This window comes from Metaplanococcus flavidus, assembly GCF_042675885.1.
GTDB lineage: Bacteria > Bacillota > Bacilli > Bacillales_A > Planococcaceae > Planococcus > Planococcus flavidus.
Genome location: NZ_JBHTKI010000008.1, coordinates 494,915 through 514,827, shown reverse-complemented (window position 1 = coordinate 514,827; position 19,913 = coordinate 494,915). Strand labels below are relative to the sequence as shown.

At 46.6% G+C, this 19,913-nt stretch carries 25 protein-coding genes; 16 read left to right on the top strand and 9 right to left on the bottom strand.

The window, feature by feature from the left end:
* Positions 1-39 precede the first annotated feature (39 nt).
* The 6 genes from ACFQ1X_RS07475 to ACFQ1X_RS07450 all read left to right on the top strand — a co-directional run bounded on the left by ACFQ1X_RS07475 (position 40) and on the right by ACFQ1X_RS07450 (position 3,750).
* On the top strand, positions 40-369 hold the full coding sequence (locus tag ACFQ1X_RS07475; RefSeq protein ID WP_144837970.1) for a hypothetical protein: 330 nt from the start codon (positions 40-42) through the stop codon (positions 367-369).
* A 134-nt stretch (positions 370-503) separates the two neighbouring features.
* On the top strand, positions 504-809 hold the full coding sequence (locus tag ACFQ1X_RS07470; protein ID WP_144837968.1) for an antibiotic biosynthesis monooxygenase family protein: 306 nt from the start codon (positions 504-506) through the stop codon (positions 807-809).
* Positions 806-1,159, top strand: a complete 354-nt coding sequence (locus ACFQ1X_RS07465; protein ID WP_144837966.1) for a hypothetical protein — start codon at positions 806-808, stop codon at positions 1,157-1,159. Before ACFQ1X_RS07470 ends, ACFQ1X_RS07465 begins: the two co-directional genes overlap by 4 nt.
* A gap of 17 nt (positions 1,160-1,176) precedes the next feature.
* Positions 1,177-1,833, top strand: coding sequence for a cobalamin B12-binding domain-containing protein (locus tag ACFQ1X_RS07460; RefSeq protein ID WP_379081949.1), 657 nt, complete (start codon positions 1,177-1,179; stop codon positions 1,831-1,833).
* Entirely contained in the window at positions 1,811-2,578 is a 768-nt protein-coding gene (locus ACFQ1X_RS07455; protein ID WP_144837962.1) for an STAS domain-containing protein, read from the top strand. The genes ACFQ1X_RS07460 and ACFQ1X_RS07455 overlap by 23 nt, the downstream gene beginning before the upstream one ends.
* A gap of 164 nt (positions 2,579-2,742) precedes the next feature.
* Complete coding sequence (locus ACFQ1X_RS07450; RefSeq protein WP_144837960.1) at positions 2,743-3,750, top strand: LLM class flavin-dependent oxidoreductase; 1,008 nt, start codon at positions 2,743-2,745, stop codon at positions 3,748-3,750.
* Positions 3,751-3,844: 94 nt separating this feature from the next.
* Here the strand turns inward: ACFQ1X_RS07450 and ACFQ1X_RS07445 are convergent, their stop codons facing one another.
* Positions 3,845-4,018: a hypothetical protein gene (locus ACFQ1X_RS07445; protein ID WP_379081944.1), complete on the bottom strand. Its 174-nt coding sequence runs from the start codon at positions 4,016-4,018 to the stop codon at positions 3,845-3,847.
* Between the two features lie 153 nt (positions 4,019-4,171).
* On the opposite strand from ACFQ1X_RS07445, the gene ACFQ1X_RS07440 reads away from it, so the two are divergent.
* Positions 4,172-4,963: a serine hydrolase gene (locus ACFQ1X_RS07440; protein ID WP_144837958.1), complete on the top strand. Its 792-nt coding sequence runs from the start codon at positions 4,172-4,174 to the stop codon at positions 4,961-4,963.
* Positions 4,964-5,279: 316 nt separating this feature from the next.
* Here ACFQ1X_RS07440 and ACFQ1X_RS07435 read toward each other — a convergent pair whose 3' ends face one another.
* From ACFQ1X_RS07435 to ACFQ1X_RS07420, 4 genes are all read right to left on the bottom strand, one after another.
* Entirely contained in the window at positions 5,280-6,173 is an 894-nt protein-coding gene (locus ACFQ1X_RS07435) for a hypothetical protein (RefSeq protein WP_379082029.1), read from the bottom strand.
* A 153-nt stretch (positions 6,174-6,326) separates the two neighbouring features.
* Positions 6,327-7,049 carry an amino acid ABC transporter ATP-binding protein gene (locus tag ACFQ1X_RS07430; RefSeq protein ID WP_144837956.1) on the bottom strand — a complete coding sequence of 241 codons (723 nt, stop codon included), beginning with the start codon at positions 7,047-7,049 and terminating at the stop codon, positions 6,327-6,329.
* Positions 7,042-7,701, bottom strand: a complete 660-nt coding sequence (locus ACFQ1X_RS07425; RefSeq protein WP_144837954.1) for an amino acid ABC transporter permease — start codon at positions 7,699-7,701, stop codon at positions 7,042-7,044. The genes ACFQ1X_RS07430 and ACFQ1X_RS07425 overlap by 8 nt, the downstream gene beginning before the upstream one ends.
* 545 nt (positions 7,702-8,246) lie before the next feature.
* Positions 8,247-9,017 carry a transporter substrate-binding domain-containing protein gene (locus ACFQ1X_RS07420; protein ID WP_144837952.1) on the bottom strand — a complete coding sequence of 257 codons (771 nt, stop codon included), beginning with the start codon at positions 9,015-9,017 and terminating at the stop codon, positions 8,247-8,249.
* Between the two features lie 169 nt (positions 9,018-9,186).
* Here ACFQ1X_RS07420 and pcp point away from each other — a divergent pair, with 169 nt between their 5' ends.
* Positions 9,187-9,828 carry a pyroglutamyl-peptidase I gene (gene pcp / locus ACFQ1X_RS07415; RefSeq protein WP_144837950.1) on the top strand — a complete coding sequence of 214 codons (642 nt, stop codon included), beginning with the start codon at positions 9,187-9,189 and terminating at the stop codon, positions 9,826-9,828.
* A 36-nt stretch (positions 9,829-9,864) separates the two neighbouring features.
* Positions 9,865-10,074 (top strand): hypothetical protein, encoded by a 210-nt coding sequence (locus tag ACFQ1X_RS07410; protein ID WP_144837948.1) that lies wholly within the window; start codon positions 9,865-9,867, stop codon positions 10,072-10,074.
* A 58-nt stretch (positions 10,075-10,132) separates the two neighbouring features.
* Here the strand turns inward: ACFQ1X_RS07410 and ACFQ1X_RS07405 are convergent, their stop codons facing one another.
* Positions 10,133-10,798: an HAD family hydrolase gene (locus ACFQ1X_RS07405; protein WP_379081937.1), complete on the bottom strand. Its 666-nt coding sequence runs from the start codon at positions 10,796-10,798 to the stop codon at positions 10,133-10,135.
* A gap of 139 nt (positions 10,799-10,937) precedes the next feature.
* On the opposite strand from ACFQ1X_RS07405, the gene ACFQ1X_RS07400 reads away from it, so the two are divergent.
* The 5 genes from ACFQ1X_RS07400 (at position 10,938) to ACFQ1X_RS07380 (ending at position 15,093) form a co-directional block, all read left to right on the top strand.
* A complete protein-coding gene (locus tag ACFQ1X_RS07400; RefSeq protein WP_144837944.1) occupies positions 10,938-11,228 on the top strand; it encodes a hypothetical protein in 291 nt (96 codons plus the stop codon).
* Positions 11,229-11,393: 165 nt separating this feature from the next.
* The gene (locus tag ACFQ1X_RS07395) at positions 11,394-11,777 is read left to right on the top strand and encodes a MerR family transcriptional regulator (protein WP_144837942.1); all 384 of its coding nucleotides are present in this window, start codon (positions 11,394-11,396) and stop codon (positions 11,775-11,777) included.
* Complete coding sequence (locus ACFQ1X_RS07390) at positions 11,774-13,276, top strand: class I adenylate-forming enzyme family protein (RefSeq protein ID WP_144837940.1); 1,503 nt, start codon at positions 11,774-11,776, stop codon at positions 13,274-13,276. Before ACFQ1X_RS07395 ends, ACFQ1X_RS07390 begins: the two co-directional genes overlap by 4 nt.
* Before the next feature lies 1 nt (position 13,277).
* Positions 13,278-14,951 carry an acyl-CoA dehydrogenase family protein gene (locus tag ACFQ1X_RS07385; RefSeq protein ID WP_144837938.1) on the top strand — a complete coding sequence of 558 codons (1,674 nt, stop codon included), beginning with the start codon at positions 13,278-13,280 and terminating at the stop codon, positions 14,949-14,951.
* Complete coding sequence (locus tag ACFQ1X_RS07380; RefSeq protein WP_379081933.1) at positions 14,944-15,093, top strand: hypothetical protein; 150 nt, start codon at positions 14,944-14,946, stop codon at positions 15,091-15,093. The genes ACFQ1X_RS07385 and ACFQ1X_RS07380 overlap by 8 nt, the downstream gene beginning before the upstream one ends.
* A 358-nt stretch (positions 15,094-15,451) precedes the next feature.
* Here ACFQ1X_RS07380 and yhfH read toward each other — a convergent pair whose 3' ends face one another.
* The 3 genes from yhfH to aceA are packed head-to-tail and all read right to left on the bottom strand — an operon-like array spanning position 15,452 to position 18,493.
* Positions 15,452-15,583, bottom strand: coding sequence for a protein YhfH (gene yhfH, locus ACFQ1X_RS07375; protein WP_144837936.1), 132 nt, complete (start codon positions 15,581-15,583; stop codon positions 15,452-15,454).
* Between the two features lie 19 nt (positions 15,584-15,602).
* A complete protein-coding gene (gene aceB / locus ACFQ1X_RS07370) occupies positions 15,603-17,195 on the bottom strand; it encodes a malate synthase A (protein ID WP_144837934.1) in 1,593 nt (530 codons plus the stop codon).
* A 5-nt stretch (positions 17,196-17,200) separates the two neighbouring features.
* Positions 17,201-18,493 (bottom strand): isocitrate lyase, encoded by a 1,293-nt coding sequence (gene aceA, locus ACFQ1X_RS07365; RefSeq protein WP_144837932.1) that lies wholly within the window; start codon positions 18,491-18,493, stop codon positions 17,201-17,203.
* Between the two features lie 170 nt (positions 18,494-18,663).
* Between aceA and ACFQ1X_RS07360 the strand changes: the two genes are divergently transcribed.
* Entirely contained in the window at positions 18,664-19,314 is a 651-nt protein-coding gene (locus ACFQ1X_RS07360; protein WP_144837930.1) for a LytTR family DNA-binding domain-containing protein, read from the top strand.
* A 71-nt stretch (positions 19,315-19,385) separates the two neighbouring features.
* Positions 19,386-19,880 (top strand): cupin domain-containing protein, encoded by a 495-nt coding sequence (locus ACFQ1X_RS07355; protein WP_144837928.1) that lies wholly within the window; start codon positions 19,386-19,388, stop codon positions 19,878-19,880.
* The last annotated feature ends 33 nt before the right edge of the window (positions 19,881-19,913 follow it).

Genomic DNA, 19,913 nt, shown 5'->3' with positions numbered 1-19,913 from the left:
TCCACGGGTATAAATGGAGTAGACAAGGAGGAGATTTAGATGGAAATTCAAGCTGGACGGGATTTGCTGAAAGATGATTACGGCAATTATTACATTGTGTCAAACGTGTCAGGCGATTCTCTGACTATTATCAATGCGGCGTTGTATTATGCCTTCAACCAGATGATCGATGAAGAATTCGTGGCGAAGGCCCGTGAAATGTATCCGAATGAAATTGCTTGCGGCAAGTATTTCGCGGATCAGGTCATGCAGCACATTGAAGAGTTGGAACGGCCTGAATCCGCCGGCAGTATACTTCCGATTGAAAGTGTAAAAAACCATTATGAACTCCATGTCAAACCGATTTACGACGATTCATTCCATATGTAGGACGGAAGTCTTTGCGGATGCAAAGGCTTTTTTCTGTAGACAAAGAAAACAAAGGGCTTGTAATGTCGCTTTTAATACCGGAGTCATAATGCTATACTTATTTAATCGAAATTGGATTGGGGGATTCCCATATTATGTATATTGTAACTTCGACAGTAGTAGTGCCTCCGGAAAAAACGGATGAAGTAATCGGCATCTATCAGAAACGATCGAGGCGTGTGGATGCGAATGAAGGGTTTCATTCATTCAAACTGATACAAAACACAAAGAAGAAAAATGAGTTGACTGTGCATATGGAGTGGGAATCGAAAGGTGCTTATCTTGCCTGGGCACGGAGCCAGGAATTCAAGGAAATCCATGATATGGAGAAGAATTACCCGGATCAGGAGCTCGCCGGGATCACACCGATAGTTCGCCAATATGAGGTAGTTGCCGAATGAAAAGCGAAACAAAGCAATTGATTGCCGCTGAAACGGCAAAAAGTATATATGCGGCGTATCCAAATTTATGGGAGCGTTTTGGGGAAAAAGGTGTTATGCACACTGAAAAAGATAACCACCATCATTTGGACCATCTCGAAACAGCTTTTGATATAGATGATGATGCGATTTTTTTGGATTACACAAAGTGGCTGGAATCGGTGTTGAGCAGCCGCGGCGTCGAAACAGCGTTAATCGTCGATAATTTTGAGCGATTGATGAAAATATTGCCGGGCAAAGTGGAATTGGAAGAAGAAACATTCATGCTCGCTTGCTTAAAAAAAGCTAATGCATTATTGAATCAGGCATGAGGCAGAAGGAGGATGGCATGACTTTACAACCAAGGGAACTGGCAGAAATGTTTTTGGCCGGTGATGACGAAAAAGCTATGGAAATTGTTCTCGGGTATTTGGAGAATCATTCGCATGACGAGCTGTACCATGATCTGGTGACGCCAGCGATGTATCTGATCGGTGATTGGTGGCAGGAAAATATCATTTCAGTGGCAGATGAGCATTTGGCTACGGCAATCTGTGATTTTGTTGTATCCGCTGCTGAATTGAAGCGCAAGCCGAAAAAAGGCCAAGAACGAAAGGTCATGGTACTCGGACCGGAAGGAGAAGATCATTACATCGGACTGAAGATGGTATCGTCCTTATTCAAGGACCATGGCTGGCAGGTGAAATATATGGGTCCGGATCTTCCGCTGGATCCTGCACTCGAATCTGCGCGGCGCTGGAAACCAGACGTGATTGCCATGTCAGCGGCGCTTGCTTACCGGTTGCCTGCTCTCAAACGCTATTCGGAGGCGTTTCGGAAACTCGACTTCCAACCGACTGTCATTATCGGGGGAAGAGCAGTTGCGGCCGCAGACATTACGAAACTCCGTACCGAGGGGACTTTGGTCGTTAAGGATTTGCCGCAATTAAAAAACTGGCTGCAAACCGGAAAGGAAGCGGACAATGACTTCGACATCTCCATTTGACAGCTGGCCGCTGCCGGCTTACCAATTGAATAATAAGCTGGAAATTGTTGAATCTTCGGAAGCGGCCGATTCCATGTTCGGTAAAACAAACAATTTTTTGGAACTACTTGACGAAGGAAGCATAGCGAAAGCCCGCAATTTTCTCCAGTCTTCCAACATTTCGGGACCGGTTGAACTGGATTTTAAATTCAGTGAAGGTAATCTGAAACTCTGTGATCTTTTTTGCAAACGTGACAGTGAATTTATTTTGAATGTCATTGTTGTGCCGAAAGATGACCGGGTATCGAAAATTGCTGACCAGCTTTCCAATCTGCGCAGCCGGTTGCAAGAGACGAATTACGATCTGCTGCAGGAAAAAGAACAGACGGATAAATTGCTGCAGCGGGTGAATGAGTTATCCGCACCAACGATTGAGCTTGGAGAAGGCAATTTACTGATACCACTATTCGGTGATCTGGATTCTGCAAAGATTGAAGCGATCCGGGACCATATTTTAAAAGATGTCTATGAAAAAAACGCCGAGACGGTGATTCTGGACTTAACCGCAATGGACAAAATCAGTCCCGAAGGAATGGAGTATCTCAGTTCGCTCTTCCAAACTTTCAAAGTGATGGGAATCGGAAATATCATTACAGGCATTAATCCCCATCACGCAAAGGAATTGCATGCAATTCGATCAACCATTGATATGCATTTTGAAGCTTCCTTGGCCAAAGTGTTGTCAGAACGGCGTCTGGTGAATTGATGTGCCCTTGAAATTCAATACAGCTTTATAAGTCTGGGCATTTGCTCGGGCTTTTATTTTTTTACTAAAACTTTTTTTAACAAGTTAATAATCTCTCTGAGCTGGAAAGATGCCTGATTTGGGTAAATTCGCTACAATTATCGTGAGAAGGAGTGAAATCTATTATGCCAATAAAGAAATTCAACCATATACCACTGTCTGTGCTGGATCTTGCACCGATTAACGAAGGCGATGAAACAGCGCAAGCCTACAAAAACAGTGTGAACCTTGCACAGCATGTTGAGAAATTAGGTTTCAACCGTTTCTGGCTTGCGGAACATCATAATATGCCCGGAATCGGAAGCTCGGCAACTTCCGTGCTGATCGGCCATATTGCGGGCCACACTGCATCAATCCGTGTCGGCTCGGGCGGGGTGATGTTACCGAATCATGCGCCGCTTGTCATTGCGGAGCAATTTGGGACTTTGGAAACGATTTACCCGGGACGCATCGATCTCGGCCTTGGCCGTGCACCTGGAAGCGATCAGGGAACTTCCTACGCATTGCGCCGGACACTCGGCACTACAGGAGATGAATTTCCTCAACTTGTAGCGGAATTGGAGAATTATTTTTCACCGAATCCGGCGGGCCGTGTGAAAGCCTATCCGGGAACTGACTTGAAAATTCCAATTTGGCTGCTTGGTTCAAGCGGTTTCAGTGCTCAACTCGCAGCGCAAAAAGGTTTGCCGTTTTCATTCGCAAGCCATTTTGCACCCGATTATATGATGCAGGCTCTGCAATTGTATCACCAAAACTTCAAGCCATCGAAAGCACTCGAAAAGCCTTACGTAATGCTGGGTGTCAATATCATTGCCGCTGACACGCAGGAACGCGCGGAATGGCTCGCCACTTCCCAGCAACAGCAAATGTTCAGTTTAATGCGCGGCGAACCGACAACTTTCCGTGCACCGATTGATAAGATTGAAGAAGTATGGTCACCGCGTGAAATACAGATTTACCGTGAAAAAATGGCTTCCGAATCAACAATCGTCGGAACACCGGATCTTGTCCGTGAAAAACTGGCGGCTTTCATCAATAAAACAAGAGCGGACGAAATCATCGTCAACTCCCAAATTTTCCATCACGAAGACCGATTGCGTTCTTATGAAATCGTAGCGGATATGATGGAATAATATGAAAAAACCCCGCTGAAAAAAAGCGGGGTTTTCTATTGGGAATTTTATGCCGAATGAATTTTGGGGACTATGCGGCAGGACTTCGCATTGGTCAGTGAAGATCCTTCGCTTTGTCCACTCCGCGTTTCACTTCAGCAGGGGCGTCATCTTCTTCATTGAACGGTGCATATTCAGGGGCCCCTTCACCGATCATATTCAACGCAGCTTCATAATCCTCATCCATTTGACGTTCTATTTCCCTCAAATCCGAAAATTTGCGTTCCATATTTATCAGCCTCCTTCTGAGTCAGAATGCAGCACCAGCGGAAGAAGAGTGTCCCTTTACTCAAAGTATACTGATTTTTCAGTTTTTTTAAAGTGAAATGTCTTACTCTGTTCAAAGAAAAATATCGTATAATCAAGGAGTGGAGGTGGTCGTTTGGAAGCTCATAAAATACTGGAATCTCGAGTGAAAGGAGCGTTGGAAAGCTTTACAGGAAAGGCTTCTTCGGTGATTGAAACAAATAATTACCGAATCGATTTCAAAGGACATGAGCAACTGAAATCCGCCAGCACGATCAAATTGGCTGTGCTGTTGGAAGCATACCGGCAAATCGACCGGAATCTGCTGAAGCCTTATTCTATAATCAAGATGAAACCGGAAGATTTCACTGAAGGATCTGGTGTTCTATTCCATCTGAATTCTGTAAATGAACTTTCATTTGAAGATTTGTTGACCTTGATGATTATAGTTTCAGATAATACAGCATCCAATATCGCAATCCGTACAGTCGGAATGGATAGGGTCAATAAGCTGCTGCATGACTTGGATTGCAGTCAAACTTTGCTGGGCCGCGAATTTATGGACTTTGGGGCAGCACGCCAAGGACTGGATAATTTTACGTCTGCTGCAGATCTCGTCACCATGCTGAAAGCGGCGGATTCAGACGGCTTGTTATCGGAAGACAGCCGCAGACGCGTATTTCATATTTTGAAAAAACAACAAATACTGGCCAATTTACATGGCCGCATCGACGAAATGGAAGAAGTATCCATCGCCTCCAAATCCGGCAACCTGCCGGGAGTGGTGAATGACGCGGGGGTTTTCGAATACCGCGGCAATAAAGTCTATGCAGCCGTAGTTATAAATGATTCTCCAGACAACCACAGTGGCCAGGAACTGATCGCTGAGATCGGCAGCTATATTTATGACTGGCTGAAAACAAGCTAAAGCCCTTCTGATTAAGTTCAGAAGGGCTTTTCAGGCTGTAGAGAAATCGATGACTTCACCGATTATACCGCTTGTCATTCATTTCGGTTCTGTACAGAATGGATATATTCACTTTCTCACTTGCAACAAATTTAAACGTGTATTCCCTTATAGAAAGCAAACTGAGATATGGAGCAAAACAGCGCAGACGCCCAGGGGACCAAGCGAAGTGCTGAGATCCACTCGGGCGAAGTGAAACGAGACCGAGTTAGCTCAGCGCAAGCCCCCAGGCAAGCAAGCTGTTTTGCGGAATATCGGTTTCCGGTTTTTCTTTTTATTATTCTTGTGAAGCTTCCGCATTCAGCAGCATTGTTTCGAAATAGAGGGAAGGCGAGGTTTCATTCCATTCCTGTGAAGCGGGGTCTGCTGTCCGTTCGTCGATATAATCGTATGCCAGCTGCGTACGCGGGTCATCGGTAATCGGCAGTTTGACGAGCGGACCATCCGGTGTCAGCCAGTTCAACTGCTGGTAACGGTTACCGAGAGAAAAATCGATCCATTCATCTTCTGTTTCTTCATTTTCAAAAAACGGTTCGTCCGCAATCATCAGCCAAGTGTGCAAAAAATGTTTTGGCAGGAGCCAGAAACTTTTTTCCAGCATACCTTCTTCAATGGTGAAATTCGGGTTTTCCGTCCGCAGTTCATAAGCCTGTCCGTCATTGCCCTGGGGAATGATGCGGGACACATATAAATTGCCTTGCAGATAATGCTTGCCGCCAGCTGAAATAGTACCAAATGGATTGCTGGTCGGATCTTCTCCGAAAACGTCATCCGCTTCGCTTGAAACAGGACGCGGATTCCAGGATTTAATCTCGGCATCTTCAAGTTCTTGGTGGATCAATGTGATTGCAACTGGCAGCCATCCGGAATTATGAAGTTCATCAAAAAGGATGGTCACGCCATTTTCCAAAGTGCGTTCAGTCATCGTGTAAGTGCCGATATCCAAACCGACAAAGGTCATATTGCGTACGGCTGTCCTGTCCGTAGTATCTTCCGTAATTTCCGGTTCGCCAAATGTGACAAACGTCGGTTTCTTGATGGCAATAATGACGCCATCTTCATCATAGACCGTTTCTTCATTCGTCAGGAACATCACAGCTGTGAAAATGATCAGAGCCATAAAAAACACAACGAAAAATAGGATCATCAATTTTCTGAACAAAATTTCCACCTCGTATTTCATTAAAATGCAATGCCGCAATTATATCATGGCAATGAGCACTGTGGGGTCTACATTTATGAGCAAGGGATGAACGTTTGGACAATTAAAAACCCAGTGGAAGGTAAATATCCACTGGGTTGAATTTTATAGGGATTTCGAAAATCACAATACTTTCTCAAGGAAGCCCCGCGCCCGTTCCGTTTTTGGATTGGCAAAAAATGTGGCAGGTGTCCCTTCTTCAATGAGACTGCCGTGATCAAGGAAAATGACGCGGTCTGCCACTTCGCGGGCAAATCCCATTTCGTGGGTTACGACGACCATTGTCATGCCTGATTTCGCCAAATCTTTCATGACATCGAGCACTTCTTTGACCATTTCGGGATCGAGGGCAGAAGTGGGTTCATCGAACAGCAGCAGTTGGGGTTCCATTGCAAGTGCGCGGGCAATGGCAACACGCTGTTTCTGGCCTCCCGATAAACTGGAGGGATATGCGGCCGCTTTATCAGACAAACCAACTTTAGCCAGCAACAATTTCGCCTGTTCATTTGCATCCGTCCGTTTCAGGCCTTTCACTTTAATCGGTGCATATGTCAGGTTTTCCAGCACCGTCAAATGGGGGAACAGATGAAAATGCTGGAACACCATGCCGATCTGCTGGCGGCTCTTATCTATGTTCGCTCCTTTCGCTGTCAAATCGATATTATTGATCCGGATCGTGCCGGAGCTTGGCTGTTCCAAAAAATTCAGACAGCGAAGGAACGTTGACTTGCCAGATCCCGAGGGACCGATGATTGAGACGACTTCCCCCTGATTGATTGTCGTTGTAATATCATTCAGCACCAGGTTCGAGCCGAATTTTTTAAATAGATTCTGTACTTTAATCACTTAACTTCAGCCTCCGTTCAAACATTTTGCCTAGCACTGTAAGGACCATGACCATGCACCAATAGATGAATCCGACGAATAACAGCGGTTCGAAATTACGGAACAGGTCTGAACCGACAACTTGCGCGCGGCGCATCAGATCGAGATAGCCGATGGTCGACACGATAGCCGATTCTTTTGTCAGCGTGATAAATTCATTCATCAGGGCAGGCAATATATTTTTCAGCGCCTGTGGCAGGATGATGTCTTTCATCATCGTGCGGTAGGGAATGCCGAGTGCTTGTGCCGCTTCCATCTGGCCTTTGTCGACCGCCTGGATGCCGGCGCGGATGATTTCAGAAATATAAGCCGACGAGTTCAAGCCGAACGCAAGAACTGCTGACAGAAATGGATTGATGTCATAGCCGGTCAGCTGCGGAATCGAATAATAAATGATCATCAGCTGGAGGATCAGCGGTGTGCCGCGGAAGATGGAGGTATAAGCGTCAGCGAACCAGCGCAGCGACTTTGCCTTGCCAATTTTGAATAGCGCCAGCACCGTTCCGAGAATCGAACCCAGGATGATGGCGACAAAAACGAACTGGATCGTGGTCCATATCCCTTTCAGCATGAATGGTATGTAGGGTACTATTTGAGAAAAATCGAGGTTCATTAAGGTCAACTCTTTTCCGATTACAGATTTTGATAAAGGAAAATCAGGAGAAAAGTTTCCCCTGATTCAGCTATATAAGTTGAATTAATAATCTATAGTAGCCGATATTCCGCAAAACAGCTTCGCTTGCCAAAACCCGTGCTCCTGCATCGCTGCGCTAGCTTCGTCGCAAAGACTCGGCCGAACTCCCTTCGGCCAACTCTTGGCTCGCGCTGAGCTAACTCGGTCTCGTTTCACTTCGCCCGAGTGGATCTCGCACTTCGTCGGCATTCGCCTGCTCCCCTGGGCGTCTTCGCTGTTTTGCTCCATATCTCATATACTCTCTCCCTCAAAGTCACTTTTTAAGCGCCGGCGCGGCTCAGGAGCAGGCGAATGCCGACGGAGCAATAAGACGAGTGGTCTTCTCGGCTTATTGCGGGAGCTAAGGTCGCCAAACGTAGATGGCGCACCTTTGCGACGAGCAGTGCGCAGGAGCATAATCTTTGTCCTGTCCAAAGCGCCGAAGCGGTTTTAAATGATAATTCTTAAGTTCAACTTATATAGCTTTATTTTTCTTCACTCAGCCATTTATTCTGGAGTTCTTTCAGAAAACCGCTTTCTTCCGCTTTTGCCAGGGCTTCGTTGACCTCATCAACAAGATCGCTGCCTTTAGGGAAGGCTACAGCCATACCGGGTGAACTTGTCGTCGGATCGTCAAATGCTTCAAGGTCCTGCTGAGCCAGGTAGCCGAGCGCAACTTCTTTATCCATATAGGCGACTTCGATGCGGCCGGAGAGGATTTCCTGGATCAATGCACCGGAATCATCCAATGATTTCAATTCGAAATTGACATCTTCTTCTTCAATAATCTTGTTCGCGCCTTCTTCCTGGATGGTGCCGAGCTGAACGCCAACTGTCAATCCTTCCAAATCTTCCAGCGATTTTACGTCTGAGCCTTCAGCTGTCACGAACATTTCGCCTGAATGATTATACTCAGTGGAGAAATCGACATTTTCACGGCGTGAATCGGTTGCGGACATTCCAGCGATGACCATGTCGACACGGTCACTTTGCAGCGCACCTATCAGACCGTCGAATTTCATGTCTGTAATCTCAAGTTCATAACCAAGTTCATCCGCTATGTAATTGGCGAGGTCGATATCGAAGCCGACGATTTCGCCTGCTGGGTTCCGGGATTCAAAAGGTGCAAATTCTGCGGAGGTACCCATTTCCAATACTTTCTTTTCTGTCGAGTCGGCTGCTGTGCCATCGCCGCAAGCCCCGAGTACTAATGCTGCAGATGCCAATAATCCGATGAACAATGAATGCTTTTTCATAAATGATTCCTCCAAAAGTTAGTATTTTTATTCGTTGTATTGTATATTAATTCATTAAATATGCATTGTAAAGAGTAAACATACTAATTGATGAATATTTATGTATTTGAATTATTCTGCAATTTTCATTCTGATGTTGTATCATTAAAGTATGATAGGAGGTTGCGCAATGAAAAAATTGCTGTTGACGGGCTTTGAACCGTTTCTGGATTACACGTTGAATCCTACAATGAAAGTAGTGGAAGAGTTGGACAATACTTCTATAGGGGAGTATCAGGTTATAGGAAGAATACTGCCTGTTGATTTTGCGAGGGCTGGCAGCATGATCATCGATTTGATCGAAGAGATCCAACCCGACGCGGTGATTTCACTCGGATTGGCAGCAGGCCGTTTCAAAATGACACCGGAGCGGATTGCCATCAATTTTAAAGATGGCCCCGTTGATAATGAAGGGCACAAGCCTGTGGATGAACCGGTTCAATCGGAAGGTGAAGCGGCGTACCTGACGACTTTGCCCGTTCGCAAAATGGTGAAGCGGCTGATGGAAGAGGGATTGCCGGCAGATATATCGAATACAGCCGGCGCATATTTATGCAATAATGTTATGTACGAAGCGCTCCATTACGCAAAAATACATAGTAAAGACATTCTCTCTGGCTTTATCCACATGCCGGCTTCACACGAACTCGCAATTGAACACGGCAATCTTCCGAGTTGGCCACACCGTGATTTGGTGAAAGGTGTGCGTATCTGCATGGAGGTATTGGCGACAGAAGAATCAAAGGCGTTAAAAGCAGAAACTGTGATTTAGCCAATCATCGAATGCAAGGTGTAAAGGAGGCTGCTGATGGAGAAAGTTAAAATTCATCCGTTGATTCATGCATCATTAATAATAAGTTCACTTACTATGGCGCTTTATGCTTATCAGAATTTCAGTGGGGGGCAAATGGCATATGGCACAGTCCTTTCACTCATAAGTATTTTTATGATAGGATTGGTTGTTTTTGGGCTGAACAGAAATCGAAAAATCGATGAAGAACAGAATTTTGGAAACTGAATGAAAAAAACAGAGGGTCTTCAAGGCAAGTTGCCTGAAGACCCTCTGTTTTTTTCAATTAAATAATTTCCCATTTCCGCTGTTCCGCTACTGTGCGGAGGCGAGGTTCCGGTTGGACAGCAACCGGATTGCCGACTAGTTCGAGCACTGCAAGGTCAGAAAAACTGTCCCCATATGCAAAACTATTGGACCAGTCAATTTCCTGTCCGTCCAGCGCTTCGTAAATTTTTTCTGTTTTTAAAGAACCCTGTATGTGTGTAACGGGTGTCAGGTGATCGAGGATATCATCTTTATAATGAATTTCTGTTCCGATGATCTTTTCAATCGGCAATTTACTGGTTACTGCATGAAGCAAGGGCATGAACGCTCCTGATACCAGCATGACGTAATCGTTATCGGTAACATGCTGGCGCAGCCTTTCGACAACCCGGCTGTTCATATCATCGTGCATCTTGTCTGCAATTTCGCCGAAAAACTCTTCAAGTTCCGTTCGGCTGAAAGTCTCGAGTGCCATGAGATATGCCTGCACCGAACGTGCACGCATTTTTGCTTCCGGATAAATTTTTAATTTATGGCCTAGATACGGAGGCATGATTGCGCGGTAAAACTTGCGATAACGCAAACTGTGCTCCGGATGGTTTTTTAGATGAGCCATCATCAATTGAAAAGTTTCTTTCGAGTATAGTGTTCCGTCAAAATCGAATATTGCCACTCGCACAGTCATCACTCCGGTTTCATTGATCTTATTTTCTTCATCATAACGGAAACAGCCGTTTTCTTCCAGTAATCGGAAGATGTTTATCTATTTTCCCGGCCAGGGTATAGGAAAAGAAATCAGTATTATAGAGATAGGAGGAAAAAATATGCAGAAACAGCGCATCACTGTAGGATATGTGGAATTGACCAGCGAGGAATCGGAACGCTTATTTGAAAAATTGAGCACAGACAAAGGCATTGATAGTTATTCAGAGCTCCAGGGATTGATGGATGATTACGATTCACGTGTCATCGAACCACCGGAAGAACCATTGAAAGAAGTGCTCGGCGAAGAAGCGCCGGCTGAGGACTCCGATAAAGGCACCCGCTATATCGAAATTTTCAATAAGCTCGAAGACGATACTACTTATCGGATAAAATCATCCGTACAAGATTAGGATTGAAGGCCGGACATTTGGTGTCCGGCTATTTTTGTGGCTGGAATAAAATCCGTCTCCAGGCATCTTTTTTCTTCATATATAAATTCAAATAAGCGCTTGCGCTTTACGTTAACGTCAATGGTAAACTTAAACTATCAAAAAAGTCTGACAGGGAGGCGGGAGATGAAAACGATTCGGGAAGCAGCGGATGAATTCGGTATGACCACACGCACAATCCGTTATTATGAGGAACTGGGTATGCTGAAGCCGGAGCGTTTAGAAAATGGGCAGAGGGTGTATTCCAATGCCGAAATCGCGAAACTGAAGCTGATCGACAGAGGCAAGAAATACGGTTTTACACTGGATGAAATCAAAGAGATGGTGCTGCTGTTCGATGTGGACCGTTCGGGGAAAAAGCAATTGGAACGGACGATCGAATATGGCAGGAAACAGATTGGAATCATGGAAGAGCGGATTGAAGAATTGGAAACAATGAAAATAGAGATGGAATTTTTACTTGATGAATTTTCCATGAAGTTAGAAAATTTGAAGGGGATGGGAAAATGAATATTTCAGGTTTATTGGAGAGAAACGCCAGGAAATTTCCACAGACGGAAGCATTAGTTGGCATGGGGCAACGCCTGACTTTTGAGGAAATGGACCAAATGGCGAATAATGTGGCGCACGCTTTGCGCAAAAAAGGAATCACAGAAGGGGATAAAGTGGTTCTGTTCATGCCGAATGTGCCTGAATTCGTATTGGTCTATTTTGCGGTACAGCGATTGAAGGCAGTAATTGTACCGATCAATGCCAAGCTCTCCCAAAAAGAAGTCGAATATATCCTTGACCATTCAGATGCCAAAGCTTTGGTTGCGCATGAGCTATTGTTTGAAGCTGTTAAAGGCATTAAACCAGATGGGCTGTTACTGATTAAAACGGGTGAAACGACTGAAGGCTGGGAAAGTTTCGGTGAATTTGCAGTAAATGGTTCTTCTGAAAAAATATTTTCTGATGCCAAAGAAGATGAGCCGTCGACAATTCTTTATACTTCCGGTACCACTGGTCAGCCGAAAGGGGTTTTATTCAGCCACCGCAATGTATTGACGGTGGCCCAGATGATTTGCGTCGAAATGGAAATGAAACCTGAAAGCCGCTTGCTGCATATGATGCCGCTCAGCCATTCAGCGCCACTGCACCTCTTCCTGGCTGCCGGAATGATCGTTGGTGCGAAACATGTGCTGGTGCCGACGTTCACGCCGGATTTATTGCTGGACACAGTTGAAAAGGAACGGACGACTCATTTCTTTGGCGCACCGGTTGCCTATTTGATGACAGCCAAACATCCTGAAATCGCAGATCGTGATTTATCTTCGATGAAATGGTGGATTTACGGAAGCGCACCATTATCCGCTGGAGAAGTGAAGTTTGTGCAACAGGCATTCCGCACGGATAACCTTGTCTGTGTTTACGGGTTGACGGAAGCGGGCCCGAGCGGAACATTGATGACGGGTCCGGAACACTCCGAAAAAGCAGGTAGCATAGGAAAGCGGGCAGCCCTTCATACGGAAATCCGGATTGTGAATGACGCTGGCGAAGACGTGGAAAGCGGTGAGGTCGGAGAAATCCTGCTTCGCGGCGAAGGGAATATGCTTGGCTATTACAAGAACGATGAAGCAACAAAAGCGGTATTTACAGGCGATTGGTTGAAAACCGGTGACTTGGCTAAATTCGACGAAGACGGTTTTATTTGGATTATCGACCGCAAGAAGGATCTGATCATTTCCGGCGGAGTGAATATTTATCCGAAAGAAATTGAAGAGGTGCTGCTCAGCCATCCTGAAATCCATGAAACAGCTGTCATCGGCGTACCCCATGCGGAATGGGGCGAGACAGTCAAAGCTTACTTTGCTGCTTCCCGGGAACTGACTGCCGCGGAAATAAAAACATATGTCTCGGAACAATTGGCGAGTTTTAAAGTGCCAAGGCTGATTGAACAAGTGGAGGCATTGCCGCGTAACGCATCCGGCAAAATACTGAAACAGCCGCTGCGGGAAAGAGGTGTTTGAAATGGTGGTTTTGAAAGGGCAGGCACCTGCGGGTGAACGCAATTTCTATAATAAGGATGACACGCTGAAAAAGATTCTGGCAGATTCCCTGCCGGCAGATTTCCAGGCATACGCAGATCGGGAGTTATCTTCATTTGGCAGACTCGCCGCCAATGAAATCGATGAACGCGCACGCCATACCGACCGCGAAGGCGCACCCAAGCTGGAGAAATACGACCGGTTGGGTGAGGATATCTCGCATGTGTGGGTCAATGAAGGCTATAAGAAAACGGTGGAGGAAACATATGCGACAGGCATTGTCGGCTACGTGCATAAAGAAATCCCTGAACTCGGACGCAAAGGGAATTACATTTACAGTTTCGCACAAGGCTATTTGCTGTCGCAATCGGAGCCGGGATTTTATTGCCCGGTGACGTTGACGATGGCGACAGCGTATTTGCTGGACCATTTTGCGGACGACGATGTGAAGGCGCGTTTTCTGCCGCATGTCTGCGCAACAGGAGATATGGAATTATTTGAAGGCGCGACATTTTTGACGGAGCGCCAGGGCGGCTCGGATGTCGGGGCAAATGAAGTGAAGGCGGTTGAAACGGCTGCGGGATATCGCCTCTACGGTGAGAAGTATTTCGCCTCGAACGCCGGCATGGCCGGTGTGGCGATGGTGCTTGCCAGAATAGAGGGTGCTGCTGAAGGCTCTAGAGGACTGACTTTATTCGCGGTTCCTTGGCGTATTGAAGGAGAATTGAACGGCATCAAAATCCGCCGGCTGAAAGACAAGCTCGGCGTCCGTGCTGTGCCGTCGGGAGAAGTTGAATTTGATGGGGCGGAAGCCTATGTGGTCGGAGATTCGTCACAGGGCCTGAAGTATATGATGGAAGCGTTGAACCTGTCGCGGATCTGCAACGCTGTGGCATCGATCGGTATCATGAAACGCGCGCTTGACGAAGCCGCGGAATATGCGGACCGCCGCAACGCATTCGGCAGGAAGCTGACGGAATTTCCGATGGTGCAGGACAGTATGATGAAGCTGCGTGCCAAACAGGAATTTGAGACTGCGGCGATTTTTGATCTGATCGGACTTTACGATCGGGTGACTGCAGGTGAAGCTTCAGCTGAAGAACAGATATTGAACAGGCTGCTGATTGCGATTTTGAAAAAGGAATCGGCAGAACAGGCAATCCATTTTTCGCATGAAGCGATCGAGATGCACGGGGGCAATGGTTATATCGAAGATTTCGTGACGCCGCGTTTGCTGCGGGATGCCCAGGTACTGACCGTTTGGGAAGGGACGGCAAATATCCTCGGCCTCGAACTGATCCGTCTCGTCAATAAATTCGATGCACATAAAGTGTTTGTGCGTCATATCGAAGGACGCCTTGGCAAATTGTCTCCCGCGTCTGAAGTGGACGTAGTGCGCGGCAAGCTTGTAGAATCTCAAGATGAATTAACTGCTTTTGCCGGTTTTGACGCCGATTTGCAGACGTTCGAGGCAAAGGGCTTGATGCAGAAAATGGCGTGGCTGTTTGAAAATACAGTTGCGCTGGAATGGGCGGAGAAGCATGGTGGCATTTATGTACCGCTTGCTGAAATTTTCACGGAAATGACTTGGGATACACGTGTTATTGGCGGTGAAATGAAGACGGTGAAGCATTTTGGAGATGTGATGGGTGGATGAAGGTGAGGACGGCCGCAGAGATGGGATTCTGCGGCCGTTTTTTATTATTGTGATAACGGGGATTTCCATTTTAATGGATATACTGACCATAGGGGATGAAATACTGTCCGTTACAAGTCGAATACTGTCCATTGCATTTTAGACAGAGAATACAGCAGGTGAATTCCCTTGAATATTATTAATATTGATTGAAAATAAATGAAATTGTTAGCCATAGTAAAATTGAAATTCCAGTATTTGGCGATACTTTCCAATATGGCTTAAATACTTTCTATTTCATTATCTGGAATTAATTTGCATAATGCTGGAAACCAGATTGTCAGCCGATTTCCATTAATATGGATATACTATCCTGAATCACTCAAATACTATCCGGATCAGCCGAAATACTATCCGCAAAATCAAAATACTATCCTCAGCCGAAAAATACTATCCGCACACACTTCCGCACCACATAAAAAGGCGATCCGCAAACAGCGGACCGCCTCTCCAAACAAATTCTATTCTTCACCATGTCCCATGCAGCGTTCGCATTCGTAGACGATCGACTCGCGCTGTTCCTGGATTTCTGCTCCACATTCGCGGCATTCCTTCTTAGAACGTGTCCCGTAAGTTGTCTGCAAGTTTTTCATAATGATCTCCTCCAATAATTTAGTTTAGTTTGTCATACCCTGGCAGTGTCAGAAACTCAACAAAGTCACTTTCCAATGTCAATTTTGAAAATAATTCTCGGGCTGCGGCATAGTTGCCGGAAACATAAACTTCTTCGCCAACAAGATTTTTAATCTTATCGGTTTCTTCATCAAGGAAATCATGGAACAGGCTGACGTTGATCTTACGGCCATCTTCAAGGATTCCTTGTGGATGACGGATCCACTGCCAAACCTGGGAGCGGGAAATTTCAGCGGTCGCGGCGTCTTCCATCAGGTTGTTGATGGGAACAGCGCCGTTGCCCGATAGCCAGGATGCAATGTACTGGATGCCGACAGAGATGTTGGAGCGCAAGCCTTGCTCGGTTATCGTGCCGAGTGGGACTTCAACAAGCTCTTCAGCGGTGACGTTTACATCTTCACGCTGTCTGTCAATCTGGTTCGGTGTCGGCATATGTTCGTCGAATTGTTCCATCGCTACTCCGACCATTCCTGGATGAGCGACCCAGGTGCCATCGTGGCCGTCCGTCACTTCGCGGCGCTTGTCTTCTGCAACTTTCGCAAAAGCAGCGCTGTTGGCGGCATCATCACCTTTAACCGGTATCTGTGCAGCCATGCCGCCCATTGCCGGAGCACCCCTGCGGTGGCACGTTTTAATACACAATAATGTATAGGCGCGCATAAAGGGTACGGTCATCGTCACCTGGGAGCGGTCAGGGAAAATATAATCCGGATTGTTGCGCATCCGCTTGATGACGGAGAAGATGTAATCCCAGCGGCCACAGTTAAGGCCGGCGGAATGGTCACGCAGTTCATACAGGATTTCATCCATTTCAAACGCCGCGAGAATCGTTTCGATCAGCACCGTTGCGCGGATGGAACCGTGCGGAATGCCCAGCTCTTCTTGAGCGAAAACGAAAACATCATTCCATAACCGCGCTTCGAGATGGCTTTCGAGTTTCGGTAAATAGAAGTAAGGGCCGGTACCGCGGCCAATCAATTCTTTCGCGTTGTGGAAGAAATACAATCCGAAATCGACCAGGCTGCCGGAAGCGGCGCGTCCCGCGATTTCAATATTCTTCTCTGGCAGATGCCAACCGCGGGGGCGTACCATCAATACGGCCGTTTCTTCATTTAATACATATTTTTTACCGGTCTCCGGGATTTCAAAATCGATTTCACCCCGGACCGCGTCATATAAATTCACTTGTCCGTCAATCACGTTGAACCAATTCGGCGCAGTGGCATCTTCCAGATCCGCCATGAACATTTTCGCTCCGGAATTCAAAGCGTTGATGAGCATCTTGCGGTTGGTCGGACCTGTGATTTCAACACGCCGGTCTTTCATATCTTCCGGCAGGGGAGCCACCGACCAGTCGCCGTCCCGGATGTGTTTGGTTTCGGGCAGAAAATCGAGTTTTTTGCCGGAGTTCAATTCTTTCTGGCGCACCTGGCGCCGGTCCAGCAATTCACGCCGGCGCTGATCAAAATTCCGATGAAGCTTTTCAATAAATTCCAGCGCTTCCGGCGTCAGAATCTTTTCCATGTCCGGTGTGACAGGACCCGTGATTTTGATATCCGATTTGGTAAGCAATCCCTTCACCCTTTCGCCGTTTGGAATTGGTCCGCTTCTGTGGAACCTTTCATTGCTGTTGTTGAGCTTGTGCCGCCAGAAATGATCTGTGATACTTCGTCGAAGTAGCCTGTACCGACTTCGCGCTGGTGGCGTGTAGCCGTATAGCCTTTTTCTTCGCTGGCAAATTCAGCCTGCTGCAATTTCGAGTAAGCGGCCATGCCGTTGTCTTTATAATCATGCGCAAGCTCGAACATGCTGTGGTTGAGTGCATGGAAACCGGCCAATGTTACGAACTGGAATTTATAGCCCATTTTGCCGAGTTCGACCTGGTATTTCGCAATTGTTTCTTCATCCAGCTTCGCTTTCCAGTTGAATGAAGGCGAGCAATTATATGCGAGCAACTTGCCCGGAAATTCTGCATGGATAGCATCCGCGAATTGCTGAGCTTCCTCAAGGTTCGGATGCGATGTTTCGCACCACACTAAATCGGCATAGGGCGCATAAGCAAGGCCGCGCGCAATAGCCTGGTCAATTCCCGGATTTGTACGGTAGAAGCCCTCCGGTGTACGTTCACCGGTGATGAAACGATGGTCAGCAGGGTCGATGTCGCTGGTGATAAGATCCGCTGCATCGGCATCCGTTCTGGCGATCAATAGTGTCGGAACACCCAATACATCGGCTGCGAGTCTTGCAGATACCAGATTGCGTACGGCGTTTTGTGTCGGCTGCAACACTTTGCCGCCAAGATGGCCGCATTTTTTTTCTGAAGCCAATTGGTCTTCAAAGTGGACGCCGGCTGCTCCTGCTTCGATCATTGCTTTCATTAATTCAAAGACGTTCAGTGGACCGCCAAAACCGGCTTCCGCATCTGCCACGATTGGTGCGAACCAGTCGATGCCTTCCGTGCCTTCGACATTGTCGATCTGATCGGCGCGCTGCAATGCCTGGTTGATTTTCTTAACGACGTTCGGTACGGAATCCACAGGATACAAACTTTGATCCGGATACATCTGGCCAGCCGAGTTGGCATCTGCCGCCACTTGCCAGCCGCTCAGGTAAATCGCCTGAAGCCCGGCTTTGACTTGCTGGACTGCCTGGTTGCCAGTCAATGCTCCGAGTGCATTTACGAAATCTGTTTCATGGATGGAGCGGAAAAGACGCTCAGCACCACGTGTTGCCAATGTATATTCAATTTGCACAGAGCCGCGAAGCTTGACGACGTCTTCTGCGGAATAGGGCCGTTTAATGCCATTCCATCTTGTATCCTGTGCCCAACTCTTATTCAATTCCTCTATTTGCTGCTGCTTGCTCACCATCCAACCATTCCCTTCGAATATAAATTTTATTTAACTGTATTAATACAGTTTGTGTTGATGTATATTAATATATAACAGACGATTCCTGTTGTCTTAATTTTTGGATGAATAGTTTTATTCGCCGACGAAATGCGATATTTGCAGACAAAGAACCGGAAAGGGGCAAAAAGATGGAAAAAGCCTATATTGAACAAATCAGCCGTATGATCGGTGATTGGATTCCACAAGCTGCGTCAATTGCGGTGGCAGTAGGTGATTCTTATGTTTATGTCAAAATGGGAGAGCTTGATCTGCGTATTCGGGAGGGGGATCCGGTGCCAGCGGGGAGTGTGGCGGAACTGACTTTTCAAAAAGGGGTGAGGGTCGAAAAACTGGTGGAAAATTCTCCGCTGGGCTTTCCTTATTACGGCATCGGTTATCCAGTGGAATACAAGGGGCAGTCAGCGGCATTGATCGTCATATTACCGCCGAATCATCTGGTGACCCGAAAACCGCAGCTCGGTTTTCTGACTGGCAAATTGGATGATAATTGGCGGCCGGTAAAGGTCGAGCATGTGTCCCATATCGAAAGCAACCAGAAAAAGACGTGGTTCTATTCTGAAGAGGAAGCGTTCAGTACCATTTACACTTTAAAGGAGCTCAGATATCAATTGCCTGATTGTTTTCTGGTGATCCATCGATCTTTTATCGTGAATATCAATTATATAGAAGGAATCGCACGCGACATTTCATCCAATTACGTTTTGACAATGAAAGACGGCTCATTGCTGCCGGTCAGCCAGAACTATTCAGCCGCCATTCGCGAAAGGCTGGGATTCTGAAAAAGAACCTGCCTGATTAATATTTCGGAGGACGGGTAAAGTTCTGTAAAAAGACTTGGAGTGATGCAACAATGGCAGAAACAAAGTTCATTCATTTTGAAGATGATGGCATGATACCGAACAACGAGTCCTTGGCTGTCGTCCTATATCCAGGGGCATTCAAAGACAATCCTGAAAAAATCGACGAAACTTTTAATAATAATGATTGGACGAACAGCTGGACGAATGGCGTCTTCGATTATCACCATTACCACAGCAATACACACGAAGTCCTGGGTGTCCGTTCAGGTTCAGCGGTGCTTTTGATAGGCGGGGAACAGGGGCAAAAGCTGGAGGTCAATACGGGTGATGTGGCAGTACTTCCAGCTGGCACCGGCCATAAGAAGATATCCGCAAGCGATGATTTCCAGATTGTCGGTGCGTACCCGGGAGGTGTCAGCCCGAATAAGAAAATCGGCGACCTGGATGAGCGGCCGTATGTATTGGAAGATATCCAGAACACTCCACTGCCACAGAAGGATCCGGTTTATGGCAAAAATGGGCCAATACTTGACAACTGGAAATAAAAATAACCAAAAAACACTCCTGGCCGAATCCCG

Coding starts and splice junctions, on each gene's coding strand:
- ACFQ1X_RS07475 (WP_144837970.1), top strand. CDS start 40: ATGGAAATTCAAGCTGGACGGGATTTGCTGAAAGATGATTACGGCAAT.
- ACFQ1X_RS07470 (WP_144837968.1), top strand. CDS start 504: ATGTATATTGTAACTTCGACAGTAGTAGTGCCTCCGGAAAAAACGGAT.
- ACFQ1X_RS07465 (WP_144837966.1), top strand. CDS start 806: ATGAAAAGCGAAACAAAGCAATTGATTGCCGCTGAAACGGCAAAAAGT.
- ACFQ1X_RS07460 (WP_379081949.1), top strand. CDS start 1,177: ATGACTTTACAACCAAGGGAACTGGCAGAAATGTTTTTGGCCGGTGAT.
- ACFQ1X_RS07455 (WP_144837962.1), top strand. CDS start 1,811: ATGACTTCGACATCTCCATTTGACAGCTGGCCGCTGCCGGCTTACCAA.
- ACFQ1X_RS07450 (WP_144837960.1), top strand. CDS start 2,743: ATGCCAATAAAGAAATTCAACCATATACCACTGTCTGTGCTGGATCTT.
- ACFQ1X_RS07445 (WP_379081944.1), bottom strand. CDS start 4,018: ATGGAACGCAAATTTTCGGATTTGAGGGAAATAGAACGTCAAATGGAT.
- ACFQ1X_RS07425 (WP_144837954.1), bottom strand. CDS start 7,701: ATGAACCTCGATTTTTCTCAAATAGTACCCTACATACCATTCATGCTG.
- ACFQ1X_RS07420 (WP_144837952.1), bottom strand. CDS start 9,017: ATGAAAAAGCATTCATTGTTCATCGGATTATTGGCATCTGCAGCATTA.
- pcp (WP_144837950.1), top strand. CDS start 9,187: ATGAAAAAATTGCTGTTGACGGGCTTTGAACCGTTTCTGGATTACACG.
- ACFQ1X_RS07410 (WP_144837948.1), top strand. CDS start 9,865: ATGGAGAAAGTTAAAATTCATCCGTTGATTCATGCATCATTAATAATA.
- ACFQ1X_RS07405 (WP_379081937.1), bottom strand. CDS start 10,798: ATGACTGTGCGAGTGGCAATATTCGATTTTGACGGAACACTATACTCG.
- ACFQ1X_RS07400 (WP_144837944.1), top strand. CDS start 10,938: ATGCAGAAACAGCGCATCACTGTAGGATATGTGGAATTGACCAGCGAG.
- ACFQ1X_RS07395 (WP_144837942.1), top strand. CDS start 11,394: ATGAAAACGATTCGGGAAGCAGCGGATGAATTCGGTATGACCACACGC.
- ACFQ1X_RS07390 (WP_144837940.1), top strand. CDS start 11,774: ATGAATATTTCAGGTTTATTGGAGAGAAACGCCAGGAAATTTCCACAG.
- ACFQ1X_RS07385 (WP_144837938.1), top strand. CDS start 13,278: ATGGTGGTTTTGAAAGGGCAGGCACCTGCGGGTGAACGCAATTTCTAT.
- yhfH (WP_144837936.1), bottom strand. CDS start 15,583: ATGAAAAACTTGCAGACAACTTACGGGACACGTTCTAAGAAGGAATGC.
- aceA (WP_144837932.1), bottom strand. CDS start 18,493: ATGGTGAGCAAGCAGCAGCAAATAGAGGAATTGAATAAGAGTTGGGCA.
- ACFQ1X_RS07360 (WP_144837930.1), top strand. CDS start 18,664: ATGGAAAAAGCCTATATTGAACAAATCAGCCGTATGATCGGTGATTGG.
- ACFQ1X_RS07355 (WP_144837928.1), top strand. CDS start 19,386: ATGGCAGAAACAAAGTTCATTCATTTTGAAGATGATGGCATGATACCG.